The organism is Streptomyces sp. NPDC014801 (assembly GCF_043082085.1).
Lineage (GTDB): Bacteria > Actinomycetota > Actinomycetes > Streptomycetales > Streptomycetaceae > Streptomyces.
Map to the genome: position 1 here is coordinate 392,247 of NZ_JBIBXG010000007.1, position 21,697 is coordinate 413,943.

General features: G+C 71.7%; 21 protein-coding genes. 14 read left to right on the top strand and 7 right to left on the bottom strand.

The genetic code is table 11. The features are described 5' to 3' along the window. Window positions 1–62 precede the first annotated feature (62 nt). The 11 genes from ACF1AL_RS19360 (at window position 63) to ACF1AL_RS19410 (ending at window position 9,047) form a co-directional block, all read left to right on the top strand. The gene (locus tag ACF1AL_RS19360) at window positions 63–1,514 is read left to right on the top strand and encodes a menaquinone biosynthesis decarboxylase (RefSeq protein ID WP_391661952.1); all 1,452 of its coding nucleotides are present in this window, start codon (window positions 63–65) and stop codon (window positions 1,512–1,514) included. Window positions 1,515–1,593: 79 nt separating this feature from the next. Further along, window positions 1,594–2,496, top strand: coding sequence for a menaquinone biosynthesis prenyltransferase MqnP (mqnP, locus tag ACF1AL_RS19365; protein ID WP_366838680.1), 903 nt, complete (start codon window positions 1,594–1,596; stop codon window positions 2,494–2,496). Between the two features lie 76 nt (window positions 2,497–2,572). Then, entirely contained in the window at window positions 2,573–3,241 is a 669-nt protein-coding gene (locus ACF1AL_RS19370) for a UbiX family flavin prenyltransferase (RefSeq protein ID WP_366838679.1), read from the top strand. 58 nt (window positions 3,242–3,299) lie between these two features. Next, window positions 3,300–3,755, top strand: coding sequence for an Lrp/AsnC family transcriptional regulator (locus tag ACF1AL_RS19375; RefSeq protein ID WP_103780324.1), 456 nt, complete (start codon window positions 3,300–3,302; stop codon window positions 3,753–3,755). A 40-nt stretch (window positions 3,756–3,795) separates the two neighbouring features. Further along, on the top strand, window positions 3,796–4,959 hold the full coding sequence (mqnE, locus tag ACF1AL_RS19380) for an aminofutalosine synthase MqnE (RefSeq protein ID WP_366838677.1): 1,164 nt from the start codon (window positions 3,796–3,798) through the stop codon (window positions 4,957–4,959). Window positions 4,960–5,071: 112 nt separating this feature from the next. Further along, window positions 5,072–5,719 carry a UdgX family uracil-DNA binding protein gene (locus ACF1AL_RS19385; RefSeq protein ID WP_391826598.1) on the top strand — a complete coding sequence of 216 codons (648 nt, stop codon included), beginning with the start codon at window positions 5,072–5,074 and terminating at the stop codon, window positions 5,717–5,719. Between the two features lie 16 nt (window positions 5,720–5,735). After that, a complete protein-coding gene (locus tag ACF1AL_RS19390; protein WP_391707507.1) occupies window positions 5,736–6,260 on the top strand; it encodes a GNAT family N-acetyltransferase in 525 nt (174 codons plus the stop codon). A gap of 134 nt (window positions 6,261–6,394) precedes the next feature. Further along, window positions 6,395–6,706: a DUF4229 domain-containing protein gene (locus ACF1AL_RS19395; protein WP_384204349.1), complete on the top strand. Its 312-nt coding sequence runs from the start codon at window positions 6,395–6,397 to the stop codon at window positions 6,704–6,706. A gap of 141 nt (window positions 6,707–6,847) precedes the next feature. Next, the gene (locus ACF1AL_RS19400; RefSeq protein WP_366838672.1) at window positions 6,848–6,949 is read left to right on the top strand and encodes a putative leader peptide; all 102 of its coding nucleotides are present in this window, start codon (window positions 6,848–6,850) and stop codon (window positions 6,947–6,949) included. Between the two features lie 65 nt (window positions 6,950–7,014). Continuing rightward, window positions 7,015–8,316 carry a dicarboxylate/amino acid:cation symporter gene (locus ACF1AL_RS19405; protein ID WP_366838671.1) on the top strand — a complete coding sequence of 434 codons (1,302 nt, stop codon included), beginning with the start codon at window positions 7,015–7,017 and terminating at the stop codon, window positions 8,314–8,316. Window positions 8,317–8,402: 86 nt separating this feature from the next. Next, window positions 8,403–9,047 carry a TetR/AcrR family transcriptional regulator gene (locus ACF1AL_RS19410; RefSeq protein WP_366838670.1) on the top strand — a complete coding sequence of 215 codons (645 nt, stop codon included), beginning with the start codon at window positions 8,403–8,405 and terminating at the stop codon, window positions 9,045–9,047. 99 nt (window positions 9,048–9,146) lie between these two features. Here the strand turns inward: ACF1AL_RS19410 and ACF1AL_RS19415 are convergent, their stop codons facing one another. Both ACF1AL_RS19415 and ACF1AL_RS19420 read right to left on the bottom strand, forming a co-directional pair. Further along, entirely contained in the window at window positions 9,147–10,040 is an 894-nt protein-coding gene (locus ACF1AL_RS19415; protein ID WP_391826600.1) for a MaoC family dehydratase, read from the bottom strand. After that, the gene (locus ACF1AL_RS19420; RefSeq protein WP_391826602.1) at window positions 10,040–11,341 is read right to left on the bottom strand and encodes a 3-oxoacyl-ACP reductase; all 1,302 of its coding nucleotides are present in this window, start codon (window positions 11,339–11,341) and stop codon (window positions 10,040–10,042) included. Before ACF1AL_RS19420 ends, ACF1AL_RS19415 begins: the two co-directional genes overlap by 1 nt. Window positions 11,342–11,431: 90 nt before the next feature. Between ACF1AL_RS19420 and ACF1AL_RS19425 the strand changes: the two genes are divergently transcribed. The 3 genes from ACF1AL_RS19425 (at window position 11,432) to ACF1AL_RS19435 (ending at window position 15,410) form a co-directional block, all read left to right on the top strand. Continuing rightward, window positions 11,432–12,718, top strand: a complete 1,287-nt coding sequence (locus ACF1AL_RS19425; protein ID WP_391826604.1) for an acetyl-CoA C-acetyltransferase — start codon at window positions 11,432–11,434, stop codon at window positions 12,716–12,718. Window positions 12,719–12,970: 252 nt separating this feature from the next. Next, window positions 12,971–14,899, top strand: a complete 1,929-nt coding sequence (locus ACF1AL_RS19430; RefSeq protein WP_366838666.1) for a long-chain fatty acid--CoA ligase — start codon at window positions 12,971–12,973, stop codon at window positions 14,897–14,899. A 46-nt stretch (window positions 14,900–14,945) separates the two neighbouring features. Then, the gene (locus ACF1AL_RS19435) at window positions 14,946–15,410 is read left to right on the top strand and encodes a nucleoside deaminase (RefSeq protein WP_391781145.1); all 465 of its coding nucleotides are present in this window, start codon (window positions 14,946–14,948) and stop codon (window positions 15,408–15,410) included. A gap of 651 nt (window positions 15,411–16,061) precedes the next feature. On the opposite strand, the gene ccsB is transcribed toward ACF1AL_RS19435, so the two are convergent. From ccsB to ACF1AL_RS19460, 5 genes are all read right to left on the bottom strand, one after another. Then, on the bottom strand, window positions 16,062–17,144 hold the full coding sequence (gene ccsB / locus ACF1AL_RS19440; RefSeq protein WP_391826606.1) for a c-type cytochrome biogenesis protein CcsB: 1,083 nt from the start codon (window positions 17,142–17,144) through the stop codon (window positions 16,062–16,064). Beyond that, window positions 17,141–18,859: a cytochrome c biogenesis protein ResB gene (locus tag ACF1AL_RS19445; protein ID WP_384204332.1), complete on the bottom strand. Its 1,719-nt coding sequence runs from the start codon at window positions 18,857–18,859 to the stop codon at window positions 17,141–17,143. The genes ccsB and ACF1AL_RS19445 overlap by 4 nt, the downstream gene beginning before the upstream one ends. Window positions 18,860–18,862: 3 nt before the next feature. Continuing rightward, on the bottom strand, window positions 18,863–19,636 hold the full coding sequence (locus tag ACF1AL_RS19450) for a cytochrome c biogenesis protein CcdA (protein ID WP_366841631.1): 774 nt from the start codon (window positions 19,634–19,636) through the stop codon (window positions 18,863–18,865). A gap of 1 nt (window position 19,637) precedes the next feature. After that, complete coding sequence (locus tag ACF1AL_RS19455) at window positions 19,638–20,270, bottom strand: TlpA family protein disulfide reductase (protein ID WP_384204328.1); 633 nt, start codon at window positions 20,268–20,270, stop codon at window positions 19,638–19,640. Window positions 20,271–20,336: 66 nt separating this feature from the next. Then, a complete protein-coding gene (locus ACF1AL_RS19460; RefSeq protein WP_366841629.1) occupies window positions 20,337–21,614 on the bottom strand; it encodes a hypothetical protein in 1,278 nt (425 codons plus the stop codon). Window positions 21,615–21,697: the final 83 nt, after the last annotated feature.

The window sequence follows — 21,697 nt, forward strand, 5'->3', positions numbered from 1 at the left end:
GAGGGGCGCACGACGGGCCCCGGTGACGGGCTCAGAGTAGCCCGTGGCCGATACTGGGACGCATGGCTTACGACGATCTTCGTTCCCTTCTGCGGGCTCTGGAGCGCGAAGGCGACCTCAAGCGCATCAAGGCCGAGGTCGATCCGTACCTGGAGGTCGGGGAGATCGTCGACCGGGTGCAGAAGTCCGGCGGTCCCGCGCTCCTCTTCGAGAACGTGCGCGGCGCGTCGATGCCGCTCGCGATGAACGTGTACGGCACCGACCGCCGTCTGCTGAAGGCGCTCGGCCTGAAGTCGTACGCGGAGATCTCCGAGCGGATCGGCGGGCTGCTCAAGCCCGAGCTGCCGCACGGGTTCGTGGGCGTGCGGGAGGCGTTCGGCAAGCTCGGCGCGATGGCGCACGTGCCGCCCAAGAAGGTCAAGGACGCGCCCGTCCAGGAGGTCGTCCTCACCGGCGACGACGTGGACCTGGAGCAGTTGCCCGCGCTGTTCACCTGGCCGAAGGACGGTGGCTCGTTCTTCAACCTGGGGCTGACCCACACCAAGGACCCGGAGTCCGGGGTCCGCAACCTCGGCCTGTACCGGCTGCAGCGCCACGACCGGCGCACGATCGGCATGCACTGGCAGATCCACAAGGACAGCCGCAACCACTACCAGGTGGCGGCCCGGCGCGGTGAGCGGCTGCCGGTCGCGATCGCCTTCGGCTGCCCGCCGGCCGTCACCTACGCCTCCACGGCCCCGCTCCCCGGCGACATCGACGAGTACCTCTTCGCCGGGTTCCTCGCGGGCAAGCGGATCGAGATGGTGGACTGCAAGACGGTCCCGCTGCAGGTCCCGGCGAACGCCGAGGTCGTGCTGGAGGGCTGGCTGGAGCCGGGCGAGATGCTCCCCGAGGGGCCCTTCGGCGACCACACCGGCTTCTACACGCCGCAGGAGCCGTTCCCCGCGCTGACGATCGACTGCGTGACGATGCGCAAGCGGCCGCTGCTGCAGTCGATCGTCGTGGGCCGCCCGCCGACGGAGGACGGTCCGCTGGGCCGCGCCACGGAACGCTTCTTCCTGCCCCTGCTGAAGATCATCGTGCCGGACATCGTGGACTACCACCTGCCCGAGGCCGGCGGCTTCCACAACTGCGCGATCGTCTCGATCGACAAGAAGTACCCCAAGCACGCGCAGAAGGTGATGCACGCGATCTGGGGCGCGCACATGATGTCCCTGACGAAGCTGATCGTGGTCGTCGACTCCGACTGCGATGTGCACGATCTGCACGAGGTCGCCTGGCGCGCCCTCGGCAACACCGACTACGCCCGTGACCTCACCGTCGTCGAGGGCCCGGTCGACCACCTCGACCACGCGTCCTACCAGCAGTTCTGGGGCGGCAAGGCGGGCATCGACGCGACGAAGAAGTGGCCCGAGGAGGGGTACACGCGCGACGGAGGATGGCCGGACATGGTGGAGTCCGACCCGGACACGGCCGAACGGGTGACGCGGCGTTGGAAGGAGTACGGACTGTGAGGAGTCTGGCCAACATGGTGAACGGCAGGGCGGAGCCGGGGTTTCCCCGCCTCCGCGGGGGTGAACCGGAGTACGGCCTGTGAGCAGCGCCTCCGCCGCGATCCCCCAGCCGGGACGCACCAAGGCGTTCCTGCGGCTGGTGATGATCGAGCACTCGGTCTTCGCCCTGCCCTTCGCCTACATCGCGTCGCTGACGGCGATGTACGAGTGGGACCGCAACATCCACTGGGGCCGGCTGCTGCTGGTCACGGTCTGCATGGTGGGTCTGCGCACCTTCGCGATGGCCGTGAACCGGATCATCGACCGGGAGATCGACGCGCGCAATCCGCGCACCGCGCACCGCGAGCTGGTGACGGGCGCGATGTCCGTGCGGCACGCCTGGACCGGCGCCCTGATCGCCCTGGTGGTCTTCCTGGGCGCCGCCGCCCTGCTCAACCCGCTGTGCCTGGCGCTCGCCCCGATCGCCGTGATCCCGATGGTGGTCTACCCCTACGGCAAGCGGTTCACGAACTTCCCGCAGGCCATCCTGGGTCTTGCGCAGGCGATGGGCCCGATCGGCGGCTGGCTGGCGATCAGCGGCGAGTGGTCCTGGACGGCGGTCGTCCTGGGGCTCGCCGTGGGTGTGTGGATCGGCGGCTTCGACCTGATCTACGCCTGCCAGGACGTGGAGACGGACCGCGAGATCGGTGTCATGTCGGTCCCGGCCCGCTTCGGCATCCCGGCCGCGATCTGGGGGGCGCGGGCCTGCCACACGGTCACCACCGCCCTGTTCGCCTGGTACGCGGTGGTCACGCACGCCGGGTTCTTCTTCTGGCTGGGCCTGCTGATCGTCGCGGCCGCGTTCGTGTACGAGCACACGATCGTCCGCCCGCACGACCTGACGCGGCTGAACCGGGCGTTCTTCCAGGTGAACGGCTTCATCGGGATCGCCCTGTTCGTGTGCGCCCTGATCGACCTGCTGGTCCGCGGCCTGACGGTGTAGTGCGCCGGTCCGGTGGCCGCGCCGTGCGGGCGGTCCCGGGCCGGGTCATCGTCGCGCACACCGGTACGCTCAAGATGTGAACGCAGGGAAATCGCAGCGTGCGCCTTGGATCGTGGGGGTGTCCGGCGCGTCCGGGACGCCCTACGCGGCTGCCGTGCTGCGGGCGCTGATCGCCGCCGGGGAGGACGTCGACCTGGTGGTGAGCCGGGCGTCGCGGCTGACGCTGCTCGACGAGACCGGCATCTCCTTCCGGGACGCCCACTGGCGGGCCGACCTCGCCGAATGGCTGGCCCGGGGCGCCGACGGCAAGCCGGACAGCTTCGCCGTGGACGTCTCCGGGGTGCGGTACTGGAGCGCCGGGGACCTGGCTGCGGGGCCGTCGTCGGGGTCGTATCCGGCGAAGGGCATGCTGATCGTGCCGGCGTCGACGGCCTGTGTCGCCGGGGTGGCGCTCGGGCTGTCGAAGGACCTGCTGCAGCGGGCGGCGAGCGTCACACTGAAGGAGCGCCGCACGCTGGTGGTGGCCGTACGGGAGACCCCCTTGAACGGCCAGACGCTGCGTCACCTGGTGGCCCTGGACGACGCGGGCGCGAGTGTGGTGCCCGCGTCCCCGGCCTTCTACGCGGGCGCGACGCACATCCAGGACCTGGTGGACTTCGTCGCCGGACGCGTCCTCGACGCCGCGGGCGTCCCTCACGATCTGTACCGCCGCTGGAAGGGCGAACTGCGCGGTGGGAACGGCTGAGCGGCGCGAGCGGATTTCACACACTCCCAGAACTCTTCAGCGGAAGGCTTTCAATCGCATGGACGCGGTGGACAGGCAGCTCATCCAGGCCCTGAGGGAGAACGGCCGGGCCTCCTACGCGGAGCTGGGGCGCCTCGTCGGCCTGTCGGGACCCAGCGTCACCGACCGCATCAACCGGCTGGAGGCGGCCGGGGTCATCACCGGTTACCGGGCCACGGTCGACGCGGCCTCGCTGGGCCTCGGTGTCACGGCGCTGATCGGCATCTCGCTCTCTGACGCCGCCGACCACGAGGACGTGGCGCAGCGGCTGAAGGAGCTGCCGGAGATCGAGGACTGCTGGTTCATCGCCGGCGACGACTCCTACATGCTCAAGGTGCGCGCGACGGACGTGGACGGCCTGGAGAAGATCATCCGGCGGCTGTCGGGGACGAAGGGCGTCTCCCGTACGCGTACCACGATCGTGCTCTCCACGAAGTGGGAGAACCGGGTCGGGGAGCTGCCCGAAGAGGTCTAGGGATACGGTGGGCGGTGCTGTCTTCAGAAAGGGTGTTGGCATGGACGTCGGGCTCAAGCGCGAGCTGGAGGAGAAGGTCCGCTCCGGTGAGCGGCTGACCCGCGAGGACGGCATCGCGCTGTACGAGTCGGACGACCTCGCCTGGCTCGGTGGTCTGGCGCACGAGGTGCGGACGCGGAAGAACGGCGACGTCGTCCACTTCAACGTCAACCGGCACCTGAACATGACCAACGTGTGCACGGCCTCCTGTGCCTACTGCTCGTTCCAGCGCAAGCCGGGCGAGAAGGACGCGTACACGATGCGCATCGAGGAGGCCGTCAAGCTCGCCAAGGCGATGGAGTCGGAGAACCTCACCGAGCTGCACATCGTCAACGGCCTGCACCCGAACCTGCCGTGGCGCTACTACCCGCGCTCGCTGCGGGAGCTGAAGGCCGCGCTGCCGAACGTGTCGCTGAAGGCGTTCACGGCGACGGAGATCCACCACTTCGAGACGATCTCCGGGCTGTCGGCCTCGGAGATCCTCGACGAGCTGATCGACGCGGGCCTGGAGTCGCTGACCGGCGGCGGCGCCGAGATCTTCGACTGGGAGGTCCGGCAGCACATCGTGGACCACAGGACCCACTGGGAGGACTGGTCCCGCATCCACCGGCTGGCGCACGAGAAGGGTCTGAAGACCCCGTGCACCATGCTGTACGGCCACATCGAGGAGCCCCGGCACCGCGTGGACCACGTGCTGCGGCTGCGTGAGCTGCAGGACGAGACCGGTGGTTTCCAGGTCTTCATCCCGCTGCGCTACCAGCACGACTTCGTGGACATGAAGGACGGCAAGATCCGCAACCGGCTGCAGGCGCGGACGCAGATGGCGACCGGCGCGGAGGCGCTGAAGACGTTCGCGGTCTCCCGGCTGTTGTTCGACAACGTGCCGCACGTGAAGGTCTTCTGGGTGATGCACGGTGTGCAGACGGCTCAGCTGGCGTTGCAGCACGGCGCGGACGACATGGACGGCTCGGTCGTCGAGTACAAGATCACGCACGACGCGGACAACTTCGGTACGCCGAACAAGCTGACGCGTGAGGATCTGCTGGAGCTGATCCGCGACGCGGGCTTCCGTCCGGTGGAGCGGAACACGCGCTACGAGATCATCCGGGAGTACGACGGGCCCGACGCCTCGCGCCGGGAGTCGCCTCAGCCGATGAGGGTGTGACCGGTTCGTTCTTCGAGTGCGGGTCCGCCGCGTGAGGGGCGCTGGTCGCCATCACGCGGCGGAGCCGCATATCGACGGGGTCCCGCGCCCCCTACGTGGGTACTCGCCGCGTATGCCCGCAAAGGTCCCGGAAGACGCGTACACCGCCGAGCCCTTCGTTCCGGACGGCGCCGGTCTGGATGGGCTGCGCCAAGCCGCGGCCGGCTGCCGGGGGTGCCCGTTGCACCGGGACGCCACCCAGACCGTCTTCGGCGCCGGGAACCCGCACGCCCGCGTGATGCTCGTCGGGGAGCAGCCCGGTGATCAGGAGGACCGGCAGGGGAAGCCGTTCGTCGGGCCTGCGGGGAAGCTGCTGGACCGGGCGCTCGCCGAGGCCGGGATCGACCCGGCGCAGGCGTATGTCACCAACGCCGTCAAGCACTTCAAGTTCACCCGGGCCGAGCCGAAGAAGCGGCGGATCCACAAGGCGCCGAGCCTGCGGGAGATGACGGCGTGCGGGCCCTGGCTGGCGGCCGAGCTGGCCGTGGTGGAGCCGGAGCTGATCGTGGTGCTGGGTGCGACGGCGGGCAAGGCGCTGCTCGGGTCGTCGTTCCGGGTGACCGAGGTGCGGGGGACGGTGCTGGAGCGGGAGATCCACGGGCGCAAGGAGCGGCTGGTGCCGACGGCGCATCCGTCCTCGGTGCTGCGGTCGGAGGACCGGGAGTCGGCGTTCCGGGGGCTCGTCTCGGATCTCAGGACGGCCGCGCGCATCCTGTCGTAATAGATACGATGGTCGTATGCCCCTTACTTTCACTCTGGACCCCGCCGTCGACGCGGACCTGCGCGACGGCATCCTCGACCTGTGGACGGACGTCTCCAACGCGGGCGGGGCCGTCGGTTTCGTGGCGCCGGTGTCGCGGGAGACGATCCGGCCGGAGCTGGTGCGGCACTTCGTGGCGATGGCCGAGGGGCGCTGCCGGCTGCTGGTGGGGCACGACGAGGAGGGGCGGGTCGCGGCGACCGCCTTCTTCACCTTCAACAGCCACCGGCTGATGACGCACTGGGTGTGGCTGTACACGGTGATGGTGCACCCGCGGCACCAGGGTCGGGGCTACGGCCGGGACCTGCTGGCGGCCGCGACGGACGCGGCCCGCGGTTTCGACGGCATCGAGGCGATCCGGCTGACCTGCCGGGGCGGCCTGGGCCTGGAGCGGTTCTACGGCTCGTGCGGCTACAAGGAGGTCGGGCGGGTGCCCGGGGCGATCCGGGTGGCGCCGGGGGACGACCGGGACGACATCACCATGCTGCTGCCGCTGCTCTGACGGCTCCCCGTCCCCGCCGCCAGGACTCCCCCCGCACTCCCCTCCCGGACTCCCCCGCACCCGCCTCCAAGATCGGGGCGGCGGCGTGCTTCACTGGGGACTGTCCCTGTTTGGATTCGGAAGAGTGGATTGAGATGCTCCGCTACACGCTGATGCGCCTCGGGATCTTCGCGGGCTGCCTCGTGGTCGTCTGGGGTCTCGTCTACTCGGGAGTCGTGCCGCGCGGCCTCGGCTCCTCCAACGGCATGTGGATGATCCTGCTCGCGCTGCTGATCTCGGCGCCGATCAGCTTCGTCGCCCTGCGCGGGGAGCGGGACCGGGCGTCGCAGAAGATCGCCCCGAAGGTGGACCGCATGCGCGCGAACATGCAGGCCGGCCTGCAGGCCAGCCAGAGCCAGGAGGACGTCGCCGACGACACCGCCCGGGCGCAGGGCCAGACGTCGTAAGACGCGTCACAGCTCACAGGCGCCCCGCCGACCGAAGCCCGTGGTCGGCGGGGCGCTTTGCGTTGTGCGGGTACTGCGACCCCAAGACCTCCCAAAGCAAGGCTTTGAGATTCTCAAAGTTCAAGTGTTAACGTCTGAGGTGTGAAGTCAGCAGCCGCGTCCGCCCTCCCCCAGAGCCTTCTGCTCGTGGCGCGCCTGCACGTGGACCTCTGCCGGTGCGCGTCCGGGATCTGTCGCCCCTGACGTCTCGCGACCTCTTCGCTCGCGACCCCGCGTCCACGTCAGCCCCTACGCGTCCCCAACGGAGCATGTCCGTGTCCTCGAACACGAAGTCCTTCAAGGTGCCCTTCTGGGCCCAGATACTCGCCGGCCTCGCCCTCGGTGTCCTGCTCGGCTGGGTGGCCCGCAGCCAGGACGTGTCCTGGCTGGTGACCACCCTGGACAAGATCGGCGGCACCTTCATCGGCCTGCTGAAGCTCGCCGTCGCCCCGCTCGTCTTCTTCGCGATCCTCGTGTCGATCACCAACCTGCGGAAGGTGAACAACGCGGCGCGCCTGGCGTCCCGCACCCTCCTGTGGTTCATGATCACCTCGCTGATCGCGGTGAGCATCGGCCTGGCCATCGGCCTGCTCACCAACCCCGGCGCCGGCACCGGCCTCACCCCGAAGGACGGCGCCAAGCCCGACCACACCGGTTCCTGGCTCGACTTCCTCACCGGCATCATCCCCACCGATGTGATCACGCCGTTCACCGAGCTGAACGTGCTGCAGATCGTCTTCATGGCCGCCGTCGCCGGTATCGCCGCCCTCCAGCTCGGGGACAAGGCCCAGCCGATCCTCACCCTCAGCGAGTCCGTGCTGGAGCTGCTGCAGAAGGCCCTGTGGTGGGTCATCCGGCTCGCCCCGCTCGGCACGGTCGGCCTCATCGGCCGCGCCATCGCCACCTACGGCTGGGACCTGATCGGCAAGTACGCCACCTTCACCGCCGACATCTACGTCGGCTGCGCGCTGGTCCTCTTCGTCGTCTACCCGGCGCTGCTGGCGACCGTCGCGAAGGCCAACCCGCTGCAGTTCTTCAAGGGCGCCTGGCCCGCGATCCAGCTGGCGTTCGTCTCCCGCTCCTCGGTCGGCACCATGCCGCTGACGCAGAAGGTCACCGAGCGGCTCGGCGTGCCGAAGGAGTACGCCTCCTTCGCGGTGCCGTTCGGCGCGACCACCAAGATGGACGGCTGCGCCGCGATCTACCCGGCGATCGCCGCGATCTTCGTCGCGCAGATCTTCGGCATCGACCTGAACGTGGGCGACTACCTGCTGATCGCGTTCGTCTCCGTGGTCGGCTCCGCCGCCACCGCCGGCCTCACCGGCGCGACGGTCATGCTGACCCTCACCCTGTCCACGCTGGGCCTGCCCATGGAGGGCGTCGGCCTGCTCCTCGCGATCGACCCGATCCTGGACATGATGCGCACCGCCACCAACGTGGCCGGCCAGGCGCTGGTCCCGGTCATCGTCTCGGCCCGGGAGAACCTGCTGGACCGCGCGGCCTACGACGCGGTGGGCGGCGCCTCGCTGGCCGAGGAGCCGGAGCGCGAGCCGGTGACCGCGGCGGCCTGAGCGGACGTACCCGAAGGGCGGCGGAGCTCAACGCTCGGCCGCCCTCGGCATGTCCACGGGGCGCGGCCCGCCCGTACGCTAGGCGCATGGGTGCGGTGAAGACCAAGCGGATGCCCCGGGCCGTCCGCGAGCGGCAGATGCTGGACGCCGCCGTGCGGATCTTCGGTCAGCGCGGCTACATGGCCGCCTCCATGGACGACATCGCCGAACTCGCCGGTGTGTCCAAGCCGTTGGTGTATCTGTACCTGAACTCCAAGGAAGACCTCTTCACCGCCGTCATCCGCCGTGAGGCCGCCGCCCTCACCGAGGCGGTCCGTGCCGCCGTCGACCCCCGGCTGCCCGCCGACCGCCGGCTGTGGGACGGGCTGCTGGCGTTCTTCACGCACACCGCGCGCCATCCCGACGCCTGGTCGGTGCTGCACCTTCAGGCGCGCACGGTGGGCGAGCCGTTCGCCGCGGAGGTCGCCGCGATGCGGGCGGAGATCGTGGCGTTCGTGACCCGGCTGATCGCGGTCGCCGCCCGTGACGCCCACGACGATCCCGACCTGGCCGAACGCGAGGTCGCCGGGCTCGCCGAAGCCCTGGTCGGCGCCGCCGAGTCGCTGGCCGCCTGGGCCAACGCCACCGACGGGGTCTCGGCCCGCCAGTCGGCGGCCACCCTGATGAACTTCGCCTGGTCGGGCCTCGGCAACCTCATGGCGGGCCGCCCCTGGACACCGCCGGCGGCCTGAGCGGGACGGCAACGCCCGTACCCGGCCGGTGACCTCACCGCCCGTGCGCCTCCGCCCGTTCCCGCTCCCGCGCCCGCGCCGGGCACACGGCTCGTCATGTCACCGCCCGTGCGCCCCCAGCGGCACCACACGCCCCGTCAGATGGGTGCGTTCCCCGCCGTGCAGGGCGAAGCGGCCGTCGCCGTCCGCCGCGTACCGCACCGTGCCCGGCAGCAGCACCGGCGCGCGGAACTCGGCGTGGACGTGGGCCGCGTCGGGCACGCCGTGCGCGGCCAGGCAGCGGGCGACGGTCCACATGCCGTGGGCGATGGCGCGCGGGAAGCCGAACAGGCGGGCGGCGAGCGGGTGCAGATGGATGGGGTTGCGGTCGCCGGAGACCGCGCCGTAGCGGCGGCCGAGGTCCGCGCCGAGCCGCCACTCGGCGACCGTGGGCAGCGGCGGCCCGGCAGCCTCCCGCGGCCCGTCCGCTTCCCGCGGCCCGGCGGCCTCCCGCGGCCCGTCCTCCGGCGCCCCCGCCGTGCGGTGCCGGGCCAGGTACGTGCTCGTCGACTCCCATACGACGACGTCGCCGTCCCGCAGTTCGGTCACCACGACCGCCTCCGTGCCGCGCCGGTGCGGGGCGAGCCGGTCGACGCGCACCCCGAGGCGGTAGGCGCCCGTGGCCGAGAGCGCGGTGTGGCGGGTGATTTCGATCGAGGTGTGGACCAGGCCGAGCAGCGGCAGCGGGAAGTCCCGGGCGCTCATCAGCCGCATGGCGAGGGGGAAGCCGAGCACGTGCGGATAGGTGACCGGCAGCGCGTCGGCGCCGGTGGCGAAGCCGCACACCCGCTCGTAGGCGGCGAGGCGGGCGAGGTCGACGCGCAGGCCGGGGAAGGTCAGCCGGGTGGCCGGAAGGGCGGCGTCCGGGCGGGGCCGCTTGAGCGGGGACAGCAGGGCGCCGCGCGCCAGCAGAGGCGCCAGCGCGGGCGGCCGGGTCAGGGTCTCCTCGCGCATCACGCCCCCAGCAGGCTCTGCCCGCACACCCGCACGACCTGTCCGTTGACCGCGCCGGAGGCGGGGTGAGCGAGCCAGGCGGTGGTCTCGGCGACGTCGACGGGCAGTCCGCCCTGGGCGAGGGAGTTCATCCGGCGGCCGGCCTCCCGGATGAGCAGCGGCACGGCGGCCGTCATCCTCGTCTCGATGAAGCCGGGCGCGACCGCGTTCACCGTCACCCCGTGTTCCTCCGCGGCGCGGGGCGCGAGCGCGCGCACCAGTCCGGCGACGCCCGCCTTGCTCGCCCCGTAGTTGGTCTGCCCCGCGTTGCCCGCGAGCCCGGCGATGGAGGCCGTCGCCACGATCCGGCCACCGCGCCGCACCGTCCCCTTGGCGAGCAGCGCGTCCGTGGTGCGCAGCACGCTCGCCAGGTTGACGTCGAGGACGGAACTCCAGTGTTCGGCGGGCATGTTGGCCAGGCGCCGGTCGCGGGTGATCCCGGCGTTGTGGACCAGGACGTCGAGGCCGTCGGGCAGTGCCTCGGCGATGCGCTCGCCCGCGTCGGCGGCGGTGATGTCGAGAGTGAGGGCGCTCCCGCCGAGCCGTTCGGCGACGCGCCGGGCGTCCTCTTCGGCCTGGGGCACGTCGAGGACGACGACCCGTGCCCCGTCCCGGGCGAGCGTCCCGGCGACCGCCTCGCCGATGCCCCGGGCGGCGCCGGTGACCAGGGCGGTGCGGCCGGCGAGGGGCCGCTCCAAGTCGCCGGGAAGGCCGGCGTTCCCGGTGCCGACCTCGATCACCTGGCCGCTGACGTAGGCCGACTTCGGCGACAGCAGGAAGCGCAGGGTCGACTCGGCGGCGGCCGCGTCGGTGAGCCGGACGAGGTTGACGGTGATGCCCCGGCCGATCTCCTTGCCGAGGGAGCGGGTGAAGCCCTCCAGCGCCTGCTGGGCGGCGGCCTGGTGGTGGTCGCGCGGGTCGAGCGGGGCGCCGGCGACGACGATCCGGCCGCTCGCCGCGACGGAGCGCACGACGGGGTGCAGGGCCGCGTGCACCTCGGCCAGTGCCGCCACGTCCGCCACGCCGGTGGCGTCGAGGACGACGGCGGCGGGCCGGCCGGTGCCGGCGCCGAGACCGGTGCGGGCCAGCACGGGCGCGAGGTCGGCGCGGGGGGTGCCGGCGGTCAGGTGCAGCAGGCCGCCGGTGAGCGCCGGCGTCTCGGGGGACCAGCGGCGCAGGGGCGCGGGCCGGGGCAGGCCGAGCCGCCGGGTGAGGAAGCGGCCGGGCGCGGTGGCGGTGAAGCTCAGATAGCGGTCGGCCATGAAGACCTCTCCTCGCGGGGGACGAGTTTGCTTACTCTGGAGTAAGGTTACCGACGGTAAGCCTAGGACACGCTGGAGGACCAGGTCGAGATGAGCCCCCTGACGCCGCCCACCGCCCGGCGCGTCGCGATCGTCGGCGGCAGCCGCATCCCCTTCGCCCGCTCCGACGGCCCCTACGCCACCGCCTCCAACCAGGAGATGCTCACCGCCGCCCTGGACGGCCTCGCCGAGCGCCACGGCCTGGACGCGCCCGGCGCCGTCGGCGAGGTCGTCGCCGGAGCCGTCCTCAAGCACAGCCGCGACTTCAACCTGGCGCGCGAGACCGTCCTCGGCTCGCGGCTGGACGCCCGCACCCCGGCGTACGACATCCAGCAGGCCTGCGGCACCGGGCTGCAGGCCGTGATCGCCGCCGCGAACAAGATCGCCCTCGGCCAGACCGAGTCGGCGGTCGCGGGCGGCGCCGACACCACCAGCGACGCACCCCTCGGCGTCAACGACGACCTGCGCCGCACCCTCCTCCAGGCCCGGCGCGCGAAGACCCTCGGCGGCCGGCTGAAGGCGCTGGCCCGGGTACGGCCCGGCCACCTCGTCCCCGACATCCCGCGCAACGCCGAACCCCGCACGGGCCGTTCCATGGGCGAGCACGCGGCGGTCACCGCGCGGGCGTGGAGCATCGGCCGCGAGGCGCAGGACGACCTCGCGGCCACCAGTCACCGGCGGCTGGCGGCAGCCTACGAACGCGGCTTCTTCGACGACCTGGTGGTGCCGTTCCGCGGCCTGGCCCGCGACCAGAACCTGCGCCCGGACTCGACACCGGAGAAACTCGCCGCGCTCCAGCCCGTGTTCGGCCTGGACGGGCCCGACCCGACCATGACCGCGGGCAATTCGACGCCGCTCACCGACGGCGCGGCGGTGGTGCTGCTGGCGAGCGAGGAGTGGGCGGCCGCGCGCGGCCTGGAACCGCTGGCCTACCTCACCGCCTGCGAGACGGCCGCCGTGGACTTCGTGCACGGCGACATCGCGGACGGCGAGGACGGACTGCTGATGGCCCCGGCGTACGCGGTGCCGCGGATGCTGGAGAAGGCCGGGCTGGGCATCGAGGACTTCGACCTGGTCGAGATCCACGAGGCGTTCGCCTCCCAGGTGCTCGCCACGCTGGCCGCCTGGGAGAAGCGGGGACTCGCCCCGGTGGACCGCGACCGCCTCAACGTGGCCGGTTCCTCCCTCGCCACCGGGCACCCCTTCGCCGCGACCGGCGCCCGGATCGTGGCGACCCTGGCCAAGCTGCTCGCCGAACGCGGCGGCCCCGGGCGCGGGCTCGTCTCCGTGTGCGCGGCCGGCGGCCAGGGCGTCACCGCGATCCTGGAGCGGCCGTGACCGGGCGCCCACCGGCCAAGTAGCGTGTGACCTGGGCAACGTGAGCCCCTGTCACACCGTTCCGGACGCTGCACAGCCCTGGCGCCGGACCCCCTTGGAACCCGCACAAGCCCCCCACAGGGGCCCCGTACGATTCCCCTGCCCAACCGGCGGTGACCGTCTGCCGACGCCCCCTCGGTGAACGCCCCGCCGGGCGAGGCACGTACGTCTTGCAGCCAGCAGTGCCGCTGCTGCACGCACCAGGAGCCGCCCGTGTCCACGCCCTACCCCACCTCCGCCGACTACACCGGGCCGCGCGAGCCCGTCCTGGTGGCCCCGGAGACCAAGCGGCTGGGCGGCGCGGTGCGCGAGGCGTCCGTGCCGCCGCTCGCCCAGCCGGTCCGGCACGGCTCGCTCGCCGACCTGCCCTTCGACAACGCCGACGCCGCCCCGCACGCGGTGGTCCTCAGCCGGCGCGGCCCCGACGGCCGGTGGACGGACGTGACGGCCGCCGAGTTCGCCGCGCAGGTCCAGGCCGTCGCCAAGGGCCTGATCTCCGAGGGCCTGGTACCGGGCGACCGCATCGCGATCATGGCGCGGACGACGTACGAGTGGACCCTGCTCGACTTCGCCGCCTGGGCGGCCGGCCTGGTCACCGTGCCCATCTACCCGACCTCCTCGCCCTTCCAGGCCCGCTGGATCCTCCAGGACTCCGGCGCGGTCACCCTCGTCACGGAGACCGTCGCGCAAGCCGCGGCCCTCGGCCCGGAGCGGCCCCACCTGCCCGACCTGCGGCACGTGTGGGTGATGGACGAGGGCCACATCGAACGCCTCGGCGAGGTCGGCGCGGCCCACGTGCCCGACCAGGAGGTCGGCGTACGGCGCGGCATGCTCGGCCCCGGCACGCTCGCCACCCTGATCTACACCTCCGGCACCACCGGCCGCCCCAAAGGCTGCGCGCTCAGCCACGGCAACTTCTTCGCCGAGGTCGACAACGCGATCGAACTGCTCTACCCCGTGTTCCGGGCGAAGAGCGAGGAGGAGCCGTCGGTCCTGCTGTTCCTGCCGATGTCGCACGTCTTCGGCCGGATGGTGGCCATCGCCTGCGTACGCGCACGGGTCCGGCTCGGCCACGCCCCCAGCCTGAAGGCGGACGACCTCCTGCCCGACCTGGCGGCCTTCCGGCCCACCTGCCTGCTGACCATCCCCTACATGCTGGAGAAGGTCTTCAACTCCGCGCGCGCCAAGGCCGAGGCGGGCGGCAAGCTCGCCACCTTCGACCGGGCGGCGGCCGTCGCCCGGCGCTACGGCACGACCCTCGAGGCCCAGCAGACCGGCACCGGCGCCGGCCCGACGACCGCGCTGAAGGCGGGGCGGGCGCTGTACGACCCGCTGGTCTACCGCAAGATCCGGCAGGCCATGGGCGGCCGGGTGAAATACGCCATCTGCGGCGGCTCCCCGCTCGGGCAGCGGCTCGCCGCGTTCTACGCCGGCGTCGGCATCGAGATCTTCGAGGGCTACGGCCTCACCGAGACCACCGGCGCCACCACCGTCACCCCGCCGCTCAAGCCCCGCCTGGGCACGGTCGGCTGGCCACTGCCGGGCACCCGCATACGGATCGCCGCCGACGGGGAGATCCTCGTCGCCGGCGACCACGTGCTGCGCGGCTACTGGGACCCGGCCGCCGGCGGGGTCGTCCCCGCCGCGCAGGACGGCTGGCTGGCCACCGGAGACCTCGGGGAACTCGACGACGAGGGCTATCTGACGATCACCGGCCGCAAGAAGGAGATCCTGCTCACCGCCGGCGGCAAGAGCGTCGCGCCGGCTCCGCTGGAGAACTGGCTGCGCGCCCACCCGTTGATCTCGCAGGTCATGCTGGTCGGTGACGGCCGTCCCTATGTCTCCGCGCTGATCACCTTGGACATGGACGGCGTCAGCCACTGGCGCCGGATGAACGGCAAGCATCCCGTCCCGGCCGAACTCCTCATCGGCGACGAGGAGCTGTACGCGGTCCTGCAACGCGCCGTCGACGAGGCCAACCGGCTGGTGTCCCGGCCCGAGTCCATCCGCCGGTTCGCCGTGCTGCCGGTCGACTTCACGGAGGAGGACGGCCATCTGACGCCGTCGATGAAACTGCGCCGGGAGGCCGTGCTGGACGCGTTCGCGGACGTGGTGGAGGAGCTGTACGCCGACCGTCGCTGAGCGGGGGGTTCTTGCCCGGGGGCACCTCCGGCGCCACAGTGATCTCATGGATCTGCAACTGGCCCGCCGGTGGCTCGCCACCGCCGTGGACGAAGCGCGCGCCGGGCTCGCCGAGGGCGGCATCCCGATCGGCGCCGCGCTCTACGGGGCGGACGGCACCCTGCTCGGGCGCGGGCGCAACCGGCGCGTCCAGGACGACGACCCCTCGACGCACGCGGAGACGGCGGCGTTCCGGGCGGCGGGACGGCAGCGGTCGTACCGCGGGACGACGATGGTGACGACGCTGTCGCCCTGCTGGTACTGCTCGGGGCTGGTCCGGCAGTTCGGCATCTCCCGGGTCGTGGTCGGGGAGGCGACGACGTTCCACGGCGGGCACGAGTGGCTCGCCGAGCATGGCGTGGAGATCGTGGTGCTGGACGACGCGGAGTGCGTGGCACTGATGCGGGACTTCGTCGCGGAGCGGCCGGATTTGTGGGGGGAAGACATCGGAACAGATGCCTCCGGCGGCTGAGCCGGGGGGTTCGGTTTCGTCACCGGGTGCGGGTGCCTGCGGCGGCTGTGCGGGTGGGTGCGGTTTCGTCGCCGGGTGCGGGTGCCTGCGGCGGCTTGGGCGGGTGGGTGCGGTGTGTTGCCGGGTGCGGGTGCCTGCGGCGGCTGAGTCGGGGGGTTCGGTTTCGTCGCCGGGTGCGGGTCCGTCGTGGCTTGTCGCGCAGTTCCCCGCGCCCCTGAATGCCTGCGGCGGCCCGTTCCTGTCCGGCGCCTCCTGCCGGTGGGTGGGTCGGGGCCGCGGTGGGGGGTGTCCGTCCTCGGTACGGCCCTACGTCAGTTCAAGAGGCTGGCGGAAGGCAATGCCGTCCGCTGCGGGCGGACACCCCCCACCACGTCCCCTTCTCGCCGCCGGCGACTGCAGGCCGTCGCCGCTACCTGTCGTAGCTGCGGGCCGCCGTCTCGCGTAGCTGCGGGCAGTCGTGCCGCTAGGGGCGGCACGGGTGGGCGCAGCGGCACCCCGCACCGCCGGGCCGCGCACCCCACGGCGGTCACCGCAACCCCGGGCACAGCGCACCGCAGGGCACCGCACCCCACGGCGTTCACCGCACCGCCGGGCGGTACGTGCCGCGCCCCACGGCGGTCAGGGTGCCGTGGGGCGCGAGGGGGCGTGGGGTCAGACGCCGGCGTAGGAGTGTTTGCCGGTGACGAAGAGGTTGACGCCGTAGTAGTTGAACAGCCAGCAGGCGAACGCGATCAGCGCCAGGTAGGCGGCCTTGCGGCCCTTCCAGCCGGCGGTGGCCCTGGCGTGCAGGTAGCACGCGTACGCGACCCACGTGATGAAGGACCAGGTCTCCTTGGGGTCCCACCCCCAGTAGCGGCCCCACGCGTCACCCGCCCAGATGGCGCCCGCGATGATCGTGAACGTCCACAGCGGGAAGACGGCCGCGTTGATCCGGTAGGAGAACTTGTCCAGCGAGGCCGAGGACGGCAGCCGCTCCAGCACGGAGCGGGCGAAGGTGCCGGGCTTCCCGCCGGAGGCGAGCTTGCTCTCGTAGGAGTCCTTGAACAGGTACATGATCGTCCCGACCGCGCCGACGTAGAAGGTCGCGCCGCAGAAGATCGCGGTGGAGACGTGGATGTACAGCCAGTACGAGTGCAGCGCCGGCACCAGCTGGTCGCTCGCCGTGTACAGGACGGTGACGGCGAGACCCAGGTCCAGCAGGACCGTGGTGATCAGGAACAGGCCGAGCCAGCGGACGTTCTTCTTCAGCGCCAGCAGGCCGAGGTACACGCCGACCGCGACGGTGGAGAAGGTGATGTTGAACTCGTACATGTTGCCCCACGGCGCCCGCTGCACGGACAGCGCGCGGGTGAGGACACCGCCGAACTCGACCAGGAAGGCGAGCACGGTCAGCGAGATCGCGATCCGGCCGTACAGGTCGCCCTGGGCGTCCCCGCCGTGCGCGCCGGGCCCGTCCGGCACGTCGCGCGCGCCGGCCGCGGACCGCACGGTGACCTTGGGCCGCTCCAGCACGGTGGTGCCGCCCGCCTTGGTGACGGTGACGGCCGGGGCGGCCTTCGTCGCCTGCTGCTCGGCGGTCAGCGCGGCCGCGGTGCGGGCGACCTTGCTGCGGCTGCCGAACAGCCACTCGGCGATGTAGGCGAAGAAGGCCAGGGTGTAGACGGCCATCGAGGAGTAGATCAGCACATTGCTGATGTTCGCGAGGTGTTCGTTGGTGGCGGCGGCGAGGGTCACTGCTTCTCAGCCCCTTCGGCGGGTACGGAGACTTCTGAGGGGTCGGCCGGGGGGCCGCTGTCGGGCTCGGGGGCGCCCGGTGCCTGGTCGTAGAGGATCTCGGCGAGCTGTCCCAGCTCCTCGGGCACCTTGGCGGACTCGCTGCGGCCGAGTCCGGCCATCTCGACGACCGTGACGCCGTCGGGGCCCGGGGTCGCGCGCACCCAGACGCGGCGGCGCTGGATGAACAGGGACGCGGCGAGTCCGAAGATCGCGGCGACGGCGCCGCCGAGGGCCCAGCCGCTGGCGGGCTGCCGGGTGACCTGGAAGCCCGCCCACTCCTTGACGCCGTCGAAGGTGATCGAGCCGGCCCCGTTCGGCAGCTGCATGGTCTGCCCGACCTTCAGGCGCTCGGCGAGGGGGTCGCCGTTGGCCTTCTTGAACTGCTTCAGGTGCTCGGTGTCGAGCTGGTACACGCTCTGCGGGATGCCCGCGTCGACGCCGAGGTCGCCGTGGTAGGCGTTCAGCGCCAGGCGCGGGTTCAGCAGCGCGGGGAACTGGGAGAGCATCGTGCCCTGGCCCTCGCCGGCGAAGGTGGGGATGAAGACGGCCTGGAAGCCGAGCTGGTCCTTCTGTCCCTGCGCGTTGCGGTAGCCGTCCATCACCTTGATCGCGCCGGAGGAGGTGACGTTGCCGTCCTGCGGCAGCAGCGGCACGGCGTCCTTCATCACGACGTTGCCCTTGCCGTCGCGGACGGTGACGACGGGCGCGTAGCCGTGGCTGACCAGGTAGACCTTGGAGTCGCCGATCTCCAGCGGCTCGTTCACCTTGACGACGGTCTTCCGGTCCTTGCCGTAGGCGCCGACGCTGTAGGTGAGGTGCGCCTCGTAGGTGCGAGGGGTGCCCCGGTTGGGGCCGGTGACCTCGTAGGTGCCGCGGAAGTCGTCGAGCTTGAAGGTGAACGGCTCCAGGTCGTCGGCGGAGAAGAGGCTGCCGGACTTGAAGTCGTCGTACTGGGTGAGCGTGTTGGAGAAGCCGCCGCCCTCGACGACGAGCTTGTCGCCCTCGGACTTGAACAGCTGCCCCGCGGCGAACGCGACCAGCATCACGATCAGCGCGATGTGGAAGACCAGGTTGCCCAGCTCACGCACGTAGCCCTTCTCGGCGGCGACGGCGTCCCCGGCGACGTGGGCGCGGAAGCGGCGCTTCTTCAGCAGGGCCAGCGCGGCCTCACGGACCTGTTCGGGGGCGGCCTCGGTGCGCCAGGTGGTGTGGGCGGGCAGCCGGGTCAGCCGCCGGGGCGCGGCCGGCGGGCGGCCCCGCAGCTGCCCGATGAACTGCCAGGTGCGCGGGACGATGCAGCCGATGAGGGAGACGAACAGCAGGATGTAGATCGCGGAGAACCACACCGAGCTGTAGACGTGGAAGAGGCCGAGCTTGTCGTAGACGGGCGCGAGGGTGGGGTGGTCGCGGCGGAACAGCTCGACCTTGGTGGCGTCGATGCCGGTCTGCGGGATGAGGGAGCCGGGGATGGCGCCCAGCGACAGCAGCAGGAGCAGCAGCAGCGCCACCCGCATGGAGGTCAGCTGCCGCCAGAACCAGCGGACCCAGCCGATGACGCCGAGGCCGGGCAGGGTGGACAGTTCCTCGCGGGGCGCGGTGGAGAGCTGGGAGCCCGCTGCTCCCAGGTCCTCGGCGTCGGACGGGGTCGTCGGGTCGGTTGTGGTCTTGCTCATCGATCAGATCCCCACAGTGAAGCCGTCGGACCAGGTCTGCATGTCCTGCACGAGGCGGTCCCAGGCGCCGGTCAGCAGCAGCAGACCGGTCGCGATCATCATGGTGCCACCGACGCGCATCACCCAGACATAGTGGCGCTTGATCCAGCCGAAGGCGCCGAGCGCCTTGCGGAAGGCGACCGCGGTGAGCACGAAGGGCACGCCGAGGCCGAGGCAGTAGGCGACGGTGAGCAGGGCGCCGCGGCCCGCGCTGGCCTGGTTCATCGCCAGGCCCTGCACGGCGGCGAGGGTCGGGCCGATGCACGGGGTCCAGCCGATGCCGAACAGCGCGCCGAGCACGGGCGCGCCGAGGAGCCCGGCCACGGGGCGGGTGTGGAAGCGGAACTCGCGCTGCGTCAGCCAGGGCATCAGGCCCATGAAGAAGACGCCCATGAGGATCATGACGACGCCGAGGACCTTGCTGAGGATGTCCTTGTGGGCCTGGACGTTCTGCCCGAAGTAGCCGAAGAAGGCGCCGGTGGAGACGTAGACGGCGGTGAAGCCGAGGACGAACAGGGAGGCGCCGGCGACCATCCGGCCGCGCCGGGCGTCGGCGAGGTCGGTGCCGCTGACGCCGGTGACGTAGGAGAGGTAGCCGGGGACGAGCGGCAGGACGCAGGGTGAGAAGAAGGAGACGAGTCCGCCGAGGAGCGCGACGGGCAGGGCCACCAGCAGGGCTCCGTTGAGCACCGTGCCGTTGGGGTCCGCGACCGCGGCGAGGGTGGTGACTTCGGTCACGTCACTTCTCCGCCAGGACCGGCTTGATCATCGACCGCAGCTTGTCCTCCGACAGGGGCTGCAGCGTGCGGGCCGCGATCTTCCCGTTGCGGTCGATGACGAGCGTGGACGGGATGGACTGCGGGTTGAGGGTGCCCTTCTTGAAGCGCAGCATCAGCCGGCCCGCCGGGTCGTACAGGCTCGGGTAGCTGATGCCCTGCTCCTTCTCGAAGGCCGCGGCCGTGCTGACCTCGGGGTCGCGGGTGTTGATGCCGACGAACTGCACGCCCTGGCCCTTGAGCTCCTGGTACACCTTCTCGAAGCCGGGCGCCTCGGCGCGGCAGGGCGGGCACCAGGAGCCCCACACGTTGAGGACGACGACCTTGCCCCGGTAGGCGGCGACGTCGAGCTGCTTGCCGTCGACGGTGCGGCCGGACAGGTCGGGGGCGTCGGCCCGCTCGCCCTTGTCGGCGGTGGCGATGCCGTCCTTGCCCATCACGAAGTTGGTGTTGCCGCCGCCGCCCGAGGTGCCTCCGGAGGTGCACGCGGACAGGGTCAGCGCGGCCGCGGCGGCCGTGGCGGCGAACAGGACGGCGCGGCTACGGGCGGCTCGGGTGCGGAACGAGCCCTGGGGGGCGCGGCTGGCGGCACTCATGTGAAAAGTTTCGCATGTCCCCCGCGGGGATCTTGGGCGCCCCCCTTGCGGGCGGAAACCCGCATTTCAGGCGCCGTTCGCGGCGCCTTTTCCGGTGTCGGCGAGGAACGTCTTCCAGCCGCCGGCCGGGCGCTGCCCGACCTCCAGGGTGCGCAGCTTGGCGAGCACCTCCGGCTTCTGTACGTCCATCCAGTCGACGAACTGCCGGAAGGAGACGAGACGGACGTCGGCGCCCTTCTCCTTCTCCCGTGCGATGTGCTTGAACGCCTCCTCGACGGCGTCCATGTAGATGCCGCCGTTCCACTGCTCGAAGTGGTTCCCTATGAAGAACGGCGCCCGGTTTGTCTCATATGCCCGCTGGAAGCCGGATATGTACGCCTGGGCGGACTGCTGCCGCCAGCCCGGGTAGTTGTGAGCGGGGGCCTTGGTGGAGTTGACGGACTGGTTGGCCAGCATGTTGTAGTCCATCGACAGGACCTCGAAGCGGCGGCCGGGGAAGGGGATCTGCTGCAGGGGCAGGTCCCAGATGCCCTGCCGCTTCTTCGGCCAGGTCTGACGGCCGCCCGGCGAGGAGGCGTCGTAGCGCCAGCCGAGCGCGCGGGCGGTGGGCAGCAGGTTGTCCTGCCCGAGCAGACAGGGCGTGCGGCCGCCGACCAGCTCCTTGTCGTAGTCGAACGGCAGCGGCGGCAGATCGCTCCAGCCGGTGTTGGTCTTCCACTGCTTCACGAACGACTTCGCCTGGTCGATCTCGCTGCGCCACTGCTGCGGCGTCCAGTGCGCGACCGTGCCGTGGCCGGAGCAGAAGTGGCCGTTGAAGTGGGTGCCTATCTCGTGCCCCTCCAGCCACGCCCGGCGCACGTTCTCCAGGGTGGACCTCACGTGCGCGTCGGTGAGGTAGCCGATGTCGGAGGCGCCGCGCGGGTTGTTCGGCGGGTCGTACAGGCGCTTCTTCGACTCGGGCAGCAGATACAGCCCGGAGAGGAAGAAGGTCATGCTCGCCCCGTGCTCCTTGGCGAGGTCCAGGAAGCGCGGGAAGAGGCCGTTGCCGACCTCGCCGGCGCCGTCCCAGGAGAACACGACGAACTGCGGCGGCTCCTGCCCCGGCTCCAGCGGCTGCGGCGCGTCCGGCTGGTGCGGCTGCTTGCCGGTGAACGCCGTGGAGCCGTCGCCGATGGGGCGGGCACTGGCCGACGGCGAGGCGGAGGAATCCTTCCCGGACCCCCCGGACCCGCCCGCGTGGGAGGACCCGCCCGACGACGTGAGGCCGCCGCAGCCCGCGAGTGAGGTGGCCGCCGCGGCGCCCGCGCCCAGGCCGAGCATTCCCCTGCGGGAGAAGGTGCGCATGAGTTCCCCGATTCGTCACGTCCTTGGGTGGTCACCCAGTCAGAGGGCGCGACGAACCGGGGGGTTCCGCGGGCTCGTATGCG

What these genes read in the sequence shown, in the direction of transcription:
- ACF1AL_RS19360 (WP_391661952.1), top strand. Translation starts at nt 63, where the DNA reads ATGGCTTACGACGATCTTCGTTCCCTTCTGCGGGCTCTGGAGCGCGAA.
- ACF1AL_RS19375 (WP_103780324.1), top strand. Translation starts at nt 3,300, where the DNA reads ATGGACGCGGTGGACAGGCAGCTCATCCAGGCCCTGAGGGAGAACGGC.
- mqnE (WP_366838677.1), top strand. Translation starts at nt 3,796, where the DNA reads ATGGACGTCGGGCTCAAGCGCGAGCTGGAGGAGAAGGTCCGCTCCGGT.
- ACF1AL_RS19385 (WP_391826598.1), top strand. Translation starts at nt 5,072, where the DNA reads ATGCCCGCAAAGGTCCCGGAAGACGCGTACACCGCCGAGCCCTTCGTT.
- ACF1AL_RS19390 (WP_391707507.1), top strand. Translation starts at nt 5,736, where the DNA reads ATGCCCCTTACTTTCACTCTGGACCCCGCCGTCGACGCGGACCTGCGC.
- ACF1AL_RS19395 (WP_384204349.1), top strand. Translation starts at nt 6,395, where the DNA reads ATGCTCCGCTACACGCTGATGCGCCTCGGGATCTTCGCGGGCTGCCTC.
- ACF1AL_RS19405 (WP_366838671.1), top strand. Translation starts at nt 7,015, where the DNA reads ATGTCCGTGTCCTCGAACACGAAGTCCTTCAAGGTGCCCTTCTGGGCC.
- ACF1AL_RS19410 (WP_366838670.1), top strand. Translation starts at nt 8,403, where the DNA reads ATGGGTGCGGTGAAGACCAAGCGGATGCCCCGGGCCGTCCGCGAGCGG.
- ACF1AL_RS19415 (WP_391826600.1), bottom strand. Translation starts at nt 10,040, where the DNA reads ATGCGCGAGGAGACCCTGACCCGGCCGCCCGCGCTGGCGCCTCTGCTG.
- ACF1AL_RS19420 (WP_391826602.1), bottom strand. Translation starts at nt 11,341, where the DNA reads ATGGCCGACCGCTATCTGAGCTTCACCGCCACCGCGCCCGGCCGCTTC.
- ACF1AL_RS19425 (WP_391826604.1), top strand. Translation starts at nt 11,432, where the DNA reads ATGAGCCCCCTGACGCCGCCCACCGCCCGGCGCGTCGCGATCGTCGGC.
- ACF1AL_RS19435 (WP_391781145.1), top strand. Translation starts at nt 14,946, where the DNA reads ATGGATCTGCAACTGGCCCGCCGGTGGCTCGCCACCGCCGTGGACGAA.
- ACF1AL_RS19445 (WP_384204332.1), bottom strand. Translation starts at nt 18,859, where the DNA reads ATGAGCAAGACCACAACCGACCCGACGACCCCGTCCGACGCCGAGGAC.
- ACF1AL_RS19455 (WP_384204328.1), bottom strand. Translation starts at nt 20,270, where the DNA reads ATGAGTGCCGCCAGCCGCGCCCCCCAGGGCTCGTTCCGCACCCGAGCC.
- ACF1AL_RS19460 (WP_366841629.1), bottom strand. Translation starts at nt 21,614, where the DNA reads ATGCGCACCTTCTCCCGCAGGGGAATGCTCGGCCTGGGCGCGGGCGCC.